A 14,908-nucleotide genomic window follows, 5' to 3' on the forward strand; every position below is an offset into this window, starting at 1 on the left:
CTCGATGCTGAGGGTTTATGCGAGGTTCGGACGGAGTTCGGGCGTTGCCCGAACAGTGCTCGTGCAACAAAAAACCCCTCGTGCCGCAAGGCAAGCGAGGGGAGCGCGCCGGGTGTGGTCGCTGGGGATTCCGGATCGTCCTCCGGTGGGTCCCAGCTCAGCCGACGCGCTGTCCAAGTACGAGAATTCGGGTGCGCATGGCACTGACCCTCCCCCCGGCACGCACCACGTGTCAAGTAGGTGGGACGGGAGTCTCAGAATGTGAGCAGAGGGTGCGGCCACCTCCGCGGACAGCGCCCGCGCCCTCCGTGCACCTCCCCGTGCCCCGTCCCGGGTGCCGTTCATCTCCCGGGCGCGGCGGACGGCTCGCGCACACCGCCCGCGAACGCCGGTTCCGCCGGGGCGTGCGGCACCGGATAGTGACCGGAACCGAGCGCCCGGCGCAGCCGGAGCTCGTCCAGCGCGCCGGCGAACGCCATGCCCTGGCCGTGCGTGCAGCCCATCGCGCGCAGCGCGACCACCTGCTCCGGCAGGTCCACGCCCTCGGCGACCGACTGGAGCCCGAGGTCCCCGGCGATCCGCAGCAGACCACTGGTGATCTTGTGCAGCCGCGCGGACTCGACCACGCCCTCGACCAGGCCGCGGTCGAGCTTGAGGATGTCCACGGGCAGCCTGCGCAGCGCCGTGATGGCCGCGTAGCCGCTGCCGAGGCCGTCCAGCGCGATCCGCACCCCCAGCCGGCTGAGCGCGGTCAGCCGGCGCTCCAGCTCGTCCAGGGAGACCCGCGGGTCGGTGTCGGACAGCTCCAGGACCAGCGCCCCGGGCGGCAGCCCGTGCCGGGCGAGCAGCGCCTCGACGGAGGCGAGCGGCGTGGAGCGGTCCAGCAGCCGCCGGGCGCTCATCCGGACGGCCACCGGGACGACGGCCCCGGTGCCGGCCCGCTCGGCGGCCCGCTCCACGGCCTCGTGCAGGACCCAGCGGTCCAGCTCGGCCGCCTTGTCGCCGTCCTCCGCCACGCGCAGGAACTCGGCCGGGGTGAACAGCACCCCCTGCGAGGAGCGCCAGCGCGCCTGCGCGGAGACCGCCGTGATCCTGCCGTTCCGGAGGCACACCACGGGCTGGTGCAGCAGCGCGAACTCACCGTCGTGCAGCGCGGCGCGCAGCCGGGTGGCCAGCTCCGCCTTGCGGACGACGTCCTGCTGCATCTGCGGTCTGTACAGCTCGACCCGGCCCTTGCCGGCCGATTTCGCGCGGTACATCGCCAGGTCGGCGTTGCGCAGCAGCTCGCCCGCGCCGAGGCCCGGCTCGGCGAAGGCGACACCGATGGAGGCGTTGACCCGGACATCGTTGCCACCGATGGCGTACGGCTGGGAGAGGGTCAACCGGAGGCGGTCGGCCAGTTCCAGGATGTTCCGTTCCCGGGCCGCCCGGTCCCGGGTGCCGTCCCCGACGATCAGGGCGGCGAACTCGTCGCCGCCCAGCCGGGACGCGGTGTCCCCCTGCCGGACCGCGTCCTGGAGCCGGCGGGCGGCCTGCACCAGCAGCTCGTCCCCGGCCTGGTGGCCGATCGTGTCGTTGACGGCCTTGAAGCCGTCCAGGTCGATGAAGAGCACCGCCGTACCGCGCAGGGCGGCGCCCCGGTCGGTGGCGCGGCGGCCGGACAGGGCCTGCTGGACCCGCTTGGTGAACAGCGCGCGGTTGGGCAGGTCGGTCAGCGGGTCGTGCTCGGCGTTGTGCTGCAACTGCGCCTGGAGGCGCACCCGCTCGGTCACGTCCCGGCTGTTGAAGATCAGTCCGCCGTGGTGCCGGTTGACGGTGGACTCGACGTTGAGCCAGCCGCCGGCGCCCGACCGGAACCGGCACTCGATGCGCGTGGTCGGCTCCTCGGCCGGGCTGGCGGCGAGGAAGCGGCGCACCTCGTGCACCACGCAGCCCAGGTCCTCCGGGTGGATCAGGCTCGCCAGCTCGCTGCCGACCAGATCCTCGGCGGGCCGGCCGTACACCCCGGCGGCGGCCGGGGAGACGTACCGCAGGATGCCGTTGGGCGCGGCGATCATGATGACGTCGCTGGAGCCCTGCACCAGGGAGCGGAAGTGGTTCTCCTTCTGCGCGAGTTCCTGGGTGAGGGTGATGTTGTCCAGCAGCATGATGCCCTGCCGGATGACGAGTGCCAGCACCACGCAGCCCGCGGTGATCAGCACGACGTGGTCGGGCCTGCGGCCGTTCAGGACGTTGTACAGGATGCCCAGGGTGCAGACGGCGGCGGCGAGGTACGGGGTGAGAGCGGCGAGGGAGCCGGTGAGCGGCCGTCCGGCCGGATAGCGGCAGTGCTCGCCGCCCGGGGCGGGCGGGGACACCGGGTGGTGGGCCGCGCCGCGCTGTCCGGGGACGTGCTCGTGGACCACGCGCGTGTGTCCGTCCGGCGCGCGCGTCTCCGGCGCGCCGGACGGCCGCCGGGGGGTGGCCCAGGGCGCGTAGGCCAGCAGCAGGGAGCCGGCGAACCAGCCGGCGTCCAGCAGTTGTCCGGAGCGGTAGCTGCTGTGCAGCAGCGGCGAGGTGAACAGCGCGTCGCACATGACGGTCAGCGCGAGCGCGCCGATCGCGGTGTTCACCGCCGTACGGTTGCCCGGGGCGCGGCGGAAGTGCAGCGCGAGGACCATGCTGACGAGCGCGATGTCCAGCAGCGGGTACGCCAGCGACAGCGCGGCGTGGGCCACGCTCGACCCGTCGAACCTGGCCGTCTGGGCGAGCGCGAGGCTCCACGAGAGGGTGAGCAGGGAGCCGCCGATCAGCCAGGCGTCCAGGGCCAGACAGATCCAGCCCGCCCGGCTGACCGGCCGCTTGGCGAGGACCAGCAGACCCACGATGGCGGGCGGCGCGAAGCACAGGAAGAACAGGTCGGCGTAGCTGGGGCTGGGCACGTCCACGTCCAGGACGACCTCGTACCATCCCCAGACGGCGTTGCCCAGGGCCGTCATCGTCGCGGAGAGGGCGAACAGCAGCCAGGCGGACCGGAAGCGCACGCGCGGGTTGCGGGCGTAGAGGAAACAGGAGACTGCGGCGGTGCCGGCCGCCGCGCTGAGCCCGAAGTCGCCCATGACGTCCGCGACTGCCTTCGTGCCCCAGCCGGACGCGGCGCCGACGGCATAGGCCGCGCAGACCAGGGCGAGAACGAGCTGCTCCACCAGACGGGCACTCTCACCGGGGGCCGGTCGCCGGGGCGGCGGCTGGTACGGGTGCGGTGCGCGCACGGCTTCGTCGAGGGCGGTCGTCACCGAGGGCGGGGCGCTCACCGGGGCCTCCCGTTGCGCGTCGCTCCCGGGGCCCGACGGTCCCGGTGCGCCGGACGGGCGTGCCTGCGACGGCCGCCGGGCCTGCGCTGCTGGTGCGTGTGGTGGGTGTGGTGGCCGCGCCTGCGCGTGGCCGTCCGCCAGGGTCGCCGTCGACGGCCCCGCCGCGTCGGATCGTTGGTCCATAGGCCGTGCATCGCCCGTCGCCCCCCTCACAAATCTGAAATGTCCATCCCCCGCGCCGAACGGTCAGCGGCGCAGCCCCTGTCGGGACGATACACCAGGATCGTCACTCAGGGACATAGTTCCTCTACGCTCCGTGACGACCAGCGGATATGCCGGTACAGCCCGCGTCCGAAAGGTTGCGGAGGGTGCCGGAAGCGGGTTACCGCCCGGTTGATCCCGTGCTGCCGTCCCCCGTCGTAAGGATCACGTTCCGCAGCGGCCGGTGGTTCACGAACCGGGTCAACTGGTCGGCGAGCAGCCGCCGGGCGCGCGGCAGGAAGGCCGAGGACGGACCGCCCACATGGGGACTGATCAGCACCCCCGGCGCCTGCCACAGCGGATGGCCCGGCGGCAGCGGCTCGGGGTCGGTCACGTCCAGGGCGGCGCTGATCCGGCCCGTCTCCACCTCGGCGAGCAGCGCCTTCGTGTCGACGACGGGTCCGCGCGCGACGTTCACGAGCAGCGCGCCGTCCTTCATCCGGGCGAGGAAACCGGCGTTGACGAGCCCCCGGGTGGCCTCCGTGAGCGGGGTGCAGAGGATCACGACGTCCGCGTCCGGCAGCAGCGAGGACAGATCGGTGATCGGGTGCACGGGACCGCGCGCCGTGGTGCGCTGGGAGCGCGCGACGCGCGCCACCCGCGCGACCTCGAAGGGTGCGAGCCGGTCCTCGACGGCGGCGCCGATGGATCCGTAGCCGACGATGAGGACGTTCTTGTCGGCGAGCGAGGGGTGGAAGCCGCTCTCCCAGCGCTCGCGCTGCTGGGCGCGGACGAAGCCGGGGATGCCGCGCAGCGCGGCCAGCGTCAGGGTGAGGGCGAGTTCGGCCGTGCTCGTCTCGTGCACACCGCGGGCGTTGCACAGCTGGACGCCCGGCGCGATGTCCGCCAGCCGGGCGGTGATGTCGTCGACGCCGGCGGTGAGCGTCTGGATGACCCGGACGCCGGTCAGCCGCGCCAGCGGGCGGACCCTGACGGGATACGGCTTCATGTACGGCACCACGTACACCGCGCACCGGGCGGGGTCGCCGGGAAACGGCTGCTCGCCGTCCTCGCCCCCGTCCCAGAACAGGTACCGGGGCCCCTCGGGAAGCCCCTCGATCCCGTCGGGCGGAAGGGGCAGCCACACGTCTGAAGTCATGCCAGGAGGCTATGTCAGGCACGCGCGCGTGCAGAGGTTAGGTTGGTGGCCGGGCAGAGGGAGGGTCACGAGCAGGTGGAGCGCAGGACGATCGGCGCGGGGGCGCTCGCGGTGGGGGCCGTCGGACTCGGGTGCATGCCGATGAGCTGGGCGTACAGCGGATCCCGGCGGCGGGGCGACGAGTCGCTCAGAACCGTGCACCGGGCGCTGGACCTGGGCTGCGACCTCCTGGACACCGCGGACATGTACGGCCCGTTCACCAACGAGCTGCTGCTGGGCCGGGCGCTCAAGGAGCGGCGCGGGGACGCGTTCGTGTCCACGAAGGCGGGCCTGCTGGTGGGCGATCAGCACATCGTGGCCAACGGCCGCCCCGGCTATGTGAAGCGGGCCTGCGACGCCTCGCTGCGGCGGTTGCAGACCGACGTGATCGACCTGTACCAGCTGCACCGCGCCGACCCCGAGGTGCCCGTCGAGGAGACCTGGGGCGCGATGGCGGACCTGGTGCGCGCCGGGAAGGTTCGGGCGCTGGGCCTGTGCGCGATGGGGGTGCGCGGCGGGCGCCGCCCCGGTGCCGGGCTGTACGACACCACGCTGCGCCAGCTGCGGCGGGTGCAGCAGGTGTTCCCGGTGACCGCGGTGCAGGCGGAGTTGTCGGTGTGGTCGCCGCAGGCGCTCCAGGCGCTGCTGCCGTGGTGCGAGGCGCGCGGCGTGGGCCTGCTGGCGGCGATGCCGCTCGGCAACGGCTTCCTGACCGGCACGCTCACGCCGGGGCAGGGCTTCGAACCGGACGACGTACGGGCCCGTCACCCCCGGTTCACGGCCGAGATGATGGCGGCGAACCAGCCGATCGTCGCGGGCCTGCGCCGGATCGCCCGCCGGTACGGCGACGACGTCACGCCGGCCCAGGTGGCCCTGGCCTGGGTGCTGGCGCAGGGCCGCCATGTGATCGCCCTGCCGGGCACCAAACGGGAACGCTGGGCGGCGGAGAACGCGGCGGCGGGCGGGCTGCGGCTGACCGGGGAGGACCTGGCGGAGGTGTCCCGGCTGCCGCCGGCACAGGAGTCGTGGGACTGACGTTCCCGCCATGGGCCACCGGGAAGCGGGAACCCGGGAGGGCGCGGGCGGGGTAGGAGGGGGAGAGCGTGCCGCCGGACCGCCGTGTCGAAGGGACCATGATCGTGGAACGTCGAGCTGTGACGGCCGTGCTGGCCGCGGCCTCCCTCCTGCTGGCAGCCGGCTGCTCCGGCGGCGGAGGCGGGCCGTCGCCGGGCGGCGGGCGTACGGCGACGGGTACGGCGCCCGGTGCCTCCTCGCCGCGGGCCACCTTCCCCGCACCTCCCGCCAAGGGCTCGGTGAAGGTGCTGCGCACGGTGGCCGAGGGTCTGAAGACCCCGTGGGGACTGGCTCCGCTGCCCGGCGGCGATCTACTGGTCTCCTCCCGGGACGAGGGCACGATCCTCCGGATCGACGAGCGGACGGGCCGGCAGACGGAACTGGGCACGGTCTCCGGGGTCGCGCCGGCCGGCGAGGGCGGCCTGCTCGGCATCGCCCTCTCCCCCGACTACGCCGCGGACCACATGATCTACGCCTACTTCACCTCGGCCTCGGACAACCGCGTCGTCCGCATGCGCTACGACGAACGGAGACCTGACGGTGAACAACTCGGCGCTCCCGACACGGTGTTCAAGGGCATCCCCAAGGGCTTCATCCACAACGGCGGCCGGATCGCCTTCGGCCCGGACGGCATGCTGTACGCGGGCACCGGCGAGAGCGGGCGGCGGGGCCTGGCGCAGGACAAGAAGTCCCTGGGCGGAAAGATCCTGCGCATGACCCCGGACGGCGAACCGGCGCCCGGCAACCCGTTCCCCGGCTCCGTGGTGTACTCCTACGGCCACCGCAACGTCCAGGGCCTGGCCTGGGACCGCGAACAGCGGCTGTTCGCCTCCGAGTTCGGCCAGGACACCTGGGACGAGCTGAACGCGATCAAGCCCGGCGGCGACTACGGCTGGCCCGTCGCCGAGGGCAGGTCCGACAAGGCCGGGTTCCTCGACCCGGTCGCCCAGTGGCACACCGACGACGCCTCCCCCAGTGGCATCGCCGCCGTCGACGGGGTGATCTGGATGGCGGCCCTGAAGGGCAAGCGGCTGTGGCGCGTCCCACTGCGCGGCACGGCTGCGTCGGCCGCCCCGCAGGCGTTCCTCACGGGCGTCTACGGCCGCCTTCGTACGGTGGTCCCGGCGGGCCGTGACCGGATCTGGCTGATGACGAGCAACACGGACGGCCGAGGCACCCCGAAGAAGGGCGACGACCGCCTACTGGAGGCCCGGGTCCGGTAACCCCCTCCACCCCGGTCACTGCTCGTCCGGTGCTGCTCCGGCGGGCGGGGAGTGGGGGGCGGCGGACCGGGAGTGGGGGCGGCGGGTTGAGGTTCGGCGGGCGGTCGGTCAGTGGGTTGGGGTTCGGCGGGCCGGGGGCGGCGGTTGAGGTTCGGCGGCCCGGGGGTGGGGGCGGCGGGTTGAGGTTCGGCGGGCGGTCGGTGGGTTGGGGTTCGGCGGGCCGGGGTTACGGGGGCGAAGGGCTCGGCGGGTTTGCGGCTCGGCCGGCTGGGTTTGGCCAACGGCTCGGCCGGTCCCGGTCGCGCCGGCTCGGCGGGCGAGGGTCGGCGGGCTCGGCCGGTTTCCCGCTCGGCGGGTTTCCACCTCGGCCGATGGAGATTTGGCCAACGGCTCGGCCGGTTTCCGGCTCGGCCGGCGGAGATTTGGCCAACGGCTCGGCCGGTCCCGGTCGCGCCGGCTCGGCGGGCCGGGGGGCGTGGCGGGTAGCGACTCGGCGGCCGGGTCAGGCGGACGGCTCGGCCGCTTCCGGTCCGGCCGCTTCCGGTGCAGCCGGTTCCAGTGCGGTCGGTTCCAGCCGCGTCGGCCCCGGCCCCGCCGATGCCGGCCCCGGCGGTTTCGGCGCGGGCAGGCGTACGAGTGCCTTTCCGGACGTGAGGTCTATGGGGCCTCGGCCGGGGTCGTTGTCGCCGGTTTCCTCGCGGGTCAGCGCGAGCCGGTTCCGTTCGTCCCGGGTGTGCTTGCGGCCGGGTGCGAACAGGTCGTCGAAGGTTTCGAACACGGCTCCCCCTCACTGCCGGTCTTCTCCGGCACAGGTCTCAGCCCCGCGCCTCGGCGGCCAGGGGCTCGGCGGTGAACAGTCCCAGCCGGTGCGCCACCGCCGCCGCCTCGCCCCGGCCCGAGACACCGAGCTTGCCGAGGATGTGCGAGACGTGGACGCTCGCGGTCTTCGGGGAGATGAACAGCTCCTGCGCGATCTGACGGTTGGTGCGGCCGGCCGCGACCAGGCCGAGGACGTCCCGCTCCCGGCTGGTGAGGCCGAGCGCCGCGACCGGGTCGGCCGGGATCGCGTCCTGCCGGGACGTGCGCGTCAGGCTGAGGCGGGCGCGCTGGGCGAGCCGGGCGACTGCGTCGGCCAGCGGCCGGGCGTCCAGGTGGGCGGCGACCGCGGCGGCCAGCCGGAGCAGTTCCACCGCGCGGTCGCGCTCGTCTTCGCCGCCCTCGGCCAGCAGCGCCCCGGCGAGACGGTGGCGGACCCGGCCGAGGTCGTAGGGGCGGTCCAGGCACTCGAAGGCCGCGACGACCGGCGACCAGGTGCCGGCGGTGTCCCGGCCCCGCGCGCGCAGCAGTTCGGCGCGCGTCCACTGGCCGTACGCCTGCCAGAGGGGGACGCCGGTGGTGAGCGTGCCCACGGCCGTCGAGAGGCGGTCCAGGAACTCGGCGCGGCCGGACTGGGCGGCGGGCAGGGAGCGGGCGTCGGCCTCGGCGGTGGCGGCGGCCAGCAGCAACGGCCAGCCGTAGCGGTGGGTGCCGGGCGGCAGGCCGGCGTCCAGGGCCTGGTGCAGCGCGGCGCGGGCGTCGGCGAGACGGCCCTCCGCGGCGGCGAGACCGACGGTGATCCGGGCCAGCGGCAGCGACTGCTGGGGGATCGGGTCGTGGGTGCCGTACCGGGTGCGGGCGGCGGTGTGCTGCCGGGCGGTCTCGGCGAGGTCGCCGCGGGCCAGGGCGAGGTGGGCCAGACGCAGGGCACCCGCGCCCCGGGGCTTGGCGCTGTGACCGACCCGGGTCGCGTGCGCGGCGGCCTCGGCGGCCTCCGTCCAGCGGCCGAGCGAGTACAGCGCGTCGGACAGGTTGCCCCACACCCAGGCCTCGGAGTCCAGCAGCCCGAACCGGCGGCAGAAGTCGACGCCCTCGCGCAGCAGGGGGGCGGCCTCCCGGTCCCGGCCGATGCTCTGCAACGCGGACGGCAGGTTGACGTAGGCGCGGCCCGCGACCGGGTGCATGCCCTCCGCCCGGGTCTCCCGCAGGACCTGCCGCATCTGCGCCAGGCCGGTCTCGGGGTCGCCGGAGTCGACGATCAGACCGCCCAGGGTGAGGCGGGCGTGCAGTTCGGTCTCGCGGGCGCCCACCATCCGCGCGTACTCCACGGCCCGCTCGGCGGCGGCGAAGGCCTCGGGGCCGGGCCGGTGCTGCATGGACCAGTTGGCGGCGACCGCCAGCACCTCGGCGTGCACCTCGGACGGCGGCAGACCGCGTACCAGGTCCTGCGCGGTGGCCAGTTCGTGCCGGCCGTCGCCGCGGGCCTGGGCCTGCACGAGCCGGGAGCGCTGCACCCAGAACCAGGCGGCGCGCAGGGGGTCCGGTTCGTCGTCCAGGAGGCGCAGGGCCCGCTTGGTGATTTTGAGGGCGCGTTCCCGTTCGCCGCCGAAGCGGCCGGCCACGGCGGCCTCGGCCATCAGGTCGAGGTAGCGCAGGGGGGTGGTGGCCGGGTCGCAGCCGCACGGGGGGTACGCCTCGGTGCAGTCGACGGGGCGCAGGGCGCGGCGCACCTCTCGCGGGGCGCCGTCCCACAGCTCCATCGCCCGCTCCAGCAGGCCCAGCTGCTCGGTGTAGGCGTGCCGGCGACGGGCCACGACGGAGGCGGCCAGGACGGCGGGCAGGGCCTTCGCGGCGTCGCGGGCGTGGTACCAGTAACTGGCCAGGCGCATCACGCGGGCGTCGGCCGGGACGAGCCCGGGGTCGGCCTCCAGGGCCTCGGCGTAACGGCGGTTGAGCCGGGAGCGTTCGCCGGGCAGGAGGTCGTCGGCGACGGCCTCGCGGACCAGGGAGTGCCGGAAGCGGTAGCCGTCGCCGGCCCGGGTGACGGTGAGGATGTTGGCGCCGACGGCGGCCCGCAGCGCCTCGATGAGGTCGTCCTCGGAGAGCTGGACCACGGCGGCGATCAGTCGGTACTCCACCGTGGAGCCGCCCTCGGCGACGACGCGGGTGACCCGCTGGGCGCTCTCGGGCAGGGCCTCGACCCGGACCAGCAGCAAGTCGCGCAGGGAGTCGGTGAGGCCGGCGCAGTCGCCCTGGCGGCCTGCGACGGCGAGTTCCTCGACGAAGAAGGCGTTGCCGTCGGAGCGTTCGTAGATCTCGTCGACCCGGGCGGGGTCGGGTTCGGCGGCGAGGATGCCGGCGATCTGACGGCAGGCCTCGTCGCGGGTGAAGCGGGCCAGCTCGATGCGGCGGACGGTGCGCAGCCGGTCCAGTTCGGCGAGCAGGGGGCGCAGCGGGTGGCGGCGGTGGATGTCGTCGGAGCGGTAGGTGGCGAGGACCAGGAGCCGGCCGGCGCGCAGGGTGCGGAAGAGGTAGGCCAGGAGGTGGCGGGTGGAGGCGTCGGCCCAGTGCAGGTCCTCCAGGACGAGCACGACGGTGTGTGCGGCGGCGACCCGCTCCAGCAGCCGGGCGGTCAGCTCGAACAGACGGGCCATGCCCTGCTCGTCGTGGCGGCCGGCACCGGCCTCGCCGAGGTCGGGCAGCAGCCGGGCCAGTTCCTCCTCCTGGCCCGCCGCGGCGGCGGCGAACTCCTCGGGCAGGGCGTCCCGCAGGGCGCGCAGCGCGGTGGAGAAGGGGGCGAACGGCAGTCCGTCGGCGCCGACCTCCACGCAGCCGCCGACGGCGACGACGGCTTCGCGGCGGGCGGCGGCCGTGGCGAACTCCTCGACGAGGCGGGTCTTGCCGACGCCCGCCTCACCGCCGAGCAGCAGCGCCTGCGGCTCGGCCGCGGCGGCACGGGCGAGCGCGTCTTTCAGCGTGCCCAGCTCGTCGGTGCGGCCGACGAACACGGGACTGACGAACCAGGTCTCCACGGGCCCGAGCATCGCACGGGGCCGGTACGGCGGGGCACCGGTTTTCCACAACCCCGGTGCGATGGTCGTACCGGCAGGGGGAGGCGGCGTACCGGTGGCCGGAAGGGGCGCGCGGCCACCGACGGACGGAGGAGCCGTACCGGTGGCCGGAAGAGGCCCGCTGCCGCGCCGGGCAGGCGTACGCCCCGGGCCGGCGGAGCGTGGGCGGCCGACCCCCGTGCGGTCGCCCTCCGCCTGCGTCGTCACGCGGTGCGCGGCAGCCGGGTCCGGCGGGGCCGCTCGGTATGGGACTCGGCGGCCGGGGCTCCGTGGCGGGCGGCGCGGCGGGCGCGGACGACCTCACGGGCCAGGCGGTCCCGCTGGGCCTCGCGGCGCAGTTCGGCGGACCGGATGCGTTGCAGTTCCAGCTCGTACATGGCAGATCCTTCGGTGCGGGCGGTGTCGTGCGTCGCGTTCTGCGACGGACTCCACCCTCGTCCCCGCAGGGGGCGTGCCGCATCGGGGAAGTTCCGCATCTTCGGCCGGCCGGCGGGCCGCACGCGCGCGTAAGGGGCCTTAGGTCGTCCGTGCCGGGCGCACGGACGACCTAAGGCCCCGGGGAACCGCGGGAGTTCAGCCGGCCGAGGGCAGGCCGAGCAGTGCGTCGGAGTACTTCAGGACGGCCAGGAGCAGCCCGATGACGCCGAGCGAGACGCCCGCCCAGGCGACCGACCTGATCCAGGCGGCCTGCGGGCGGCCGGGGGCGCCGAACGCGGGGCGGGCCAGCACCACGACACCGGTGAGCAGGGCGGCCAGCGCGAACAGACCGGCCCACAGGGCGGTGGTGTGCCAGGCGTCGCCGTAGACCTCCTTGAGCTGGCGGGACACGCTCGCCGTGGACGAGGTCCGCAGCTGGCCGACGAGCTGCTCGCGGGCGGAGGCGACGGTGCCGATCCAGCCGCCGCTGAGCGAGACCAGGCCCAGCGCGGCGGAGACGACGGCCCCCGCGCCCTGGCCGACGCCGGAGGGCGCCCGGTCACCGGCGGCCTCGGCCTCCGTCCCGCGCCCGTCCTCCCCGGACAGTGCCGCGTCCGGACGCTCCTCCGGGCCCTCCTCCTCCGCGTCGCGCTCCTCGGCGTCCCGCTTTCCGGCCTCCGTGTTCCCGGGAGCCGGTGCCACCATGGCCTCCGTGTTCCCGGGGGCCTGCGCCTGCCCGGCGGTTCCGGCCGCCGCCGTGGTCGTCTCGTCGTCCGTGCGCGCCTCGGGGCCGGGCTCGGCGCCTTCCGATGTCTTCGTTGCCATGCCCGGCACCGTACGGACGCTGTCTGAGAGGCCTCTTAACGCCCGCTGTGCGGGGTACGCGCGCGTGCCGCACGCCACTCGGGTGCCAGCACCGCCCAGATCTCGGTGCTGGTGCGCACACCCCGGTGCGGGTAGTTCTCGCGGAGCACGCCCTCACGGCTCATGCCGAGCCGCCGGGCCACGCCGATGCTCGGCTCGTTGGCGGAGGACACGTGCCACTCCACCCGGTGCATGCCGCGCTCCTCGAAGGCCCAGTCGAGCAGCACCCGCAGGCCGCGCGTGACCAGGCCGCGCCCGGCCGCCGCCGGCTCCAGCCAGCAGCCGGCCTCGCAGACGCCGCTCGGGGTGTCCCAGACGCGGAACAGCAGCCCGCCCACGAGCGTTCCGTCCCGCCAGATGCCGTGCACGCTGCCGGCGTCGGCGCCGCGCTTGTCCGCGTACGACGTCAGCCACGCCCGGGCCCCGTCCAGGTCGGACACCACGTCCGGCAGGCCGACGTGCCGGCCGATGAACTCCCGCCCCCGGTCGATGTGGGCGAGGAGTTCCCCGGCGTGCCAGACCTCCAGGGGTCGCAGTTCGGCTCCGTCGTCACCCAGGGATGTCGCGTACATCGCGGCGCTGCTCCTTCCGCAGTTCCTCCGTCGAGACCGCGCAGAGCCTCTCACGGGCGGCGCGGCACCCCGGCGGCGAGGGCACGAACCGGTGTCGGGGCTCTTGCGGGTGAGAATGATCGTCCGGGGTGGGCGGGGCCGGACCGGTCCGTCAGTCGAACTGGTCTCCGAGCGCCATGACCATCGTCCCGGCGATCAGCAGCCACAGGGCCCTGCGGGTACGGCCCCGGGCGCCGAGAGCCGTGGCGAGGGCGCACACCGCGGCGCCGAGGGCGTAGGCGGCGGGGACGAGGGCCGGGGACGTGCCGGTGCTCCGCAGGAGCGCGGCGGCCAGTCCGGCCAGGGTCAGCAGGGCTCCGGAGCCGGTGGCCGTCCAGCGGGCCCGCCGGGCGTCCTCGACGTACTCCTGCGCGCCGTCGGCGGTCTCCTGCCCGCCGTCCGCCGCGGTCCGCCGCGGGTCGTCCGGCTCGGTTATCGCGGGCCCGGGGCCGGAATTGGTGCGTCCACTCATGGCGGGCGAGCGTAGCGTCTCCCGTCCGGGAGACCGGACGCGGGGCCGCACGCGGGACCGGACGACCGTCGCGTTCCCGGGTGCGAAGACGGCGACGGCCCCGGAGGCCATGCCTCCGGGGCCGTGCGGTCAGCCGTGCGACGACGGGGCTCAGCCCTCGGCGACGCCCAGCTTCTCCAGGATCAGCTCCTTGACCCGGGCCGCGTCGGCCTGGCCGCGCGTGGCCTTCATGACCGCGCCGACCAGAGCGCCGGCCGCGGCCACCTTGCCGCCGCGGATCTTGTCCGCGACGCCCGGGTTGCCGGCGATGGCCTCCTCCACGGCGGTGGTCAGCGCGCCCTCGTCGGAGACGACCTTCAGCCCGCGCTTGTCGACGACCTCGTCCGGGGTGCCCTCGCCCGCGAGGACGCCCTCGATGACCTGACGGGCCAGCTTGTCGTTCAGGTCACCCTTCGCGACCAGCTCGGTGACCCGCGCCACCTGCTGCGGGGTGATCGCCAGCTCGTCCAGCGCGGTGCCGGACTCGTTGGCGCTGCGCGCCAGTTCGCCCATCCACCACTTGCGGGCGGAGGCCGCGTCGGCACCGGCGTCGATCGTCTCGACGATCAGGTCCAGCGCGCCGGCGTTGAGGATCGCCTGCATGTCGGTGGCGGAGATGCCCCACTCGGCGAGCAGCCGGGTACGGCGGACCAGCGGCAGCTCGGGCAGGGACGCGCGGATCTCCTCGACCCACTCGCGCGAGGGTGCCACGGGAACGAGGTCGGGCTCCGGGAAGTACCGGTAGTCCTCGGCCTCCTCCTTCACGCGGCCCGAGGTCGTGGATCCGGTGTCCTCGTGGAAGTGGCGGGTCTCCTGCACGATCGTGCCGCCGGACGACAGCACCGCCGCGTGCCGCTGGATCTCGAAGCGGGCCGCGCGCTCGACGGACCGCAGCGAGTTGACGTTCTTCGTCTCGCTGCGCGTGCCGAACTTCTCGCGGCCGTGCGGGCGCAGCGACAGGTTCACGTCGCAGCGCATCTGGCCCATCTCCATGCGGGCCTCGGAGACGCCGAGCGCCCTGATGACCTCGCGCAGCTCACGGACGTACGCCTTCGCCACCTCGGGGGCGCGCTCGCCCGCGCCCTCGATCGGCTTGGTGACGATCTCGATCAGCGGGATGCCGGCGCGGTTGTAGTCGAGCAGCGAGTGCGAGGCGCCGTGGATACGGCCGGTCGCGCCGCCCACGTGGGTGGACTTGCCGGTGTCCTCCTCCATGTGGGCGCGCTCGATCTCCACGCGGAAGGTCTCGCCGTCCTCCAGCTGCACGTCGAGGTAGCCGTTGAAGGCGATCGGCTCGTCGTACTGGGAGGTCTGGAAGTTCTTCGGCATGTCCGGATAGAAGTAGTTCTTCCGGGCGAAGCGGCACCACTCGGCGATCTCGCAGTTCAGCGCGAGACCGATCCTGATCGCGGACTCGACGCCGGTCGCGTTGACGACCGGGAGCGCGCCGGGCAGGCCGAGGCAGACGGGGCAGGTCTGCGAGTTGGGCTCGGCGCCCAGCTCGGTCGAGCACCCGCAGAACATCTTCGTCTTGGTGCCGAGCTCGACATGGACCTCGAGGCCCATGACGGGGTCGTACGACGCCAGCGCGTCCTCGTACGACACCAGGTCGGTCGTGGTGGTCACGGT

Annotated in this window: 11 protein-coding genes; 2 read left to right on the forward strand and 9 right to left on the reverse strand. The window is 74.4% G+C overall.

The genetic code is table 11. The annotated features are described in order from the left end of the window. Nucleotides 1–341: 341 nt before the first annotated feature. Nucleotides 342–3,293, reverse strand: coding sequence for an EAL domain-containing protein (locus tag AB0F03_RS29240; RefSeq protein ID WP_361997199.1), 2,952 nt, complete (start codon nucleotides 3,291–3,293; stop codon nucleotides 342–344). A gap of 382 nt (nucleotides 3,294–3,675) precedes the next feature. Further along, nucleotides 3,676–4,653 (reverse strand): 2-hydroxyacid dehydrogenase, encoded by a 978-nt coding sequence (locus tag AB0F03_RS29245; protein ID WP_361997201.1) that lies wholly within the window; start codon nucleotides 4,651–4,653, stop codon nucleotides 3,676–3,678. 75 nt (nucleotides 4,654–4,728) lie between these two features. On the opposite strand from AB0F03_RS29245, the gene AB0F03_RS29250 reads away from it, so the two are divergent. Both AB0F03_RS29250 and AB0F03_RS29255 read left to right on the forward strand, forming a co-directional pair. Then, complete coding sequence (locus AB0F03_RS29250; RefSeq protein ID WP_361997328.1) at nucleotides 4,729–5,727, forward strand: aldo/keto reductase; 999 nt, start codon at nucleotides 4,729–4,731, stop codon at nucleotides 5,725–5,727. A 98-nt stretch (nucleotides 5,728–5,825) separates the two neighbouring features. Next, a complete protein-coding gene (locus AB0F03_RS29255) occupies nucleotides 5,826–6,989 on the forward strand; it encodes a PQQ-dependent sugar dehydrogenase (RefSeq protein WP_361997203.1) in 1,164 nt (387 codons plus the stop codon). A gap of 502 nt (nucleotides 6,990–7,491) precedes the next feature. Here AB0F03_RS29255 and AB0F03_RS29260 read toward each other — a convergent pair. The 7 genes from AB0F03_RS29260 to gatB all read right to left on the reverse strand — a co-directional run bounded on the left by AB0F03_RS29260 (nucleotide 7,492) and on the right by gatB (nucleotide 14,905). Beyond that, a complete protein-coding gene (locus AB0F03_RS29260; RefSeq protein WP_361997205.1) occupies nucleotides 7,492–7,767 on the reverse strand; it encodes a DUF6191 domain-containing protein in 276 nt (91 codons plus the stop codon). Between the two features lie 37 nt (nucleotides 7,768–7,804). Next, complete coding sequence (locus tag AB0F03_RS29265) at nucleotides 7,805–10,849, reverse strand: AAA family ATPase (RefSeq protein ID WP_361997207.1); 3,045 nt, start codon at nucleotides 10,847–10,849, stop codon at nucleotides 7,805–7,807. A gap of 230 nt (nucleotides 10,850–11,079) precedes the next feature. After that, nucleotides 11,080–11,253 carry a hypothetical protein gene (locus AB0F03_RS29270; protein WP_361997209.1) on the reverse strand — a complete coding sequence of 58 codons (174 nt, stop codon included), beginning with the start codon at nucleotides 11,251–11,253 and terminating at the stop codon, nucleotides 11,080–11,082. A 196-nt stretch (nucleotides 11,254–11,449) separates the two neighbouring features. Next, nucleotides 11,450–12,118 (reverse strand): hypothetical protein, encoded by a 669-nt coding sequence (locus AB0F03_RS29275; protein ID WP_361997211.1) that lies wholly within the window; start codon nucleotides 12,116–12,118, stop codon nucleotides 11,450–11,452. Nucleotides 12,119–12,153: 35 nt separating this feature from the next. Next, nucleotides 12,154–12,729, reverse strand: a complete 576-nt coding sequence (locus tag AB0F03_RS29280) for a GNAT family protein (protein WP_361997213.1) — start codon at nucleotides 12,727–12,729, stop codon at nucleotides 12,154–12,156. A gap of 151 nt (nucleotides 12,730–12,880) precedes the next feature. Continuing rightward, entirely contained in the window at nucleotides 12,881–13,240 is a 360-nt protein-coding gene (locus AB0F03_RS29285) for a hypothetical protein (protein ID WP_361997214.1), read from the reverse strand. A gap of 150 nt (nucleotides 13,241–13,390) precedes the next feature. Beyond that, nucleotides 13,391–14,905: an Asp-tRNA(Asn)/Glu-tRNA(Gln) amidotransferase subunit GatB gene (gatB, locus tag AB0F03_RS29290; RefSeq protein WP_361997216.1), complete on the reverse strand. Its 1,515-nt coding sequence runs from the start codon at nucleotides 14,903–14,905 to the stop codon at nucleotides 13,391–13,393. Nucleotides 14,906–14,908: the final 3 nt, after the last annotated feature.

Source organism: Streptomyces sp. NPDC028722 (assembly GCF_040637655.1).
Lineage (GTDB): Bacteria > Actinomycetota > Actinomycetes > Streptomycetales > Streptomycetaceae > Streptomyces.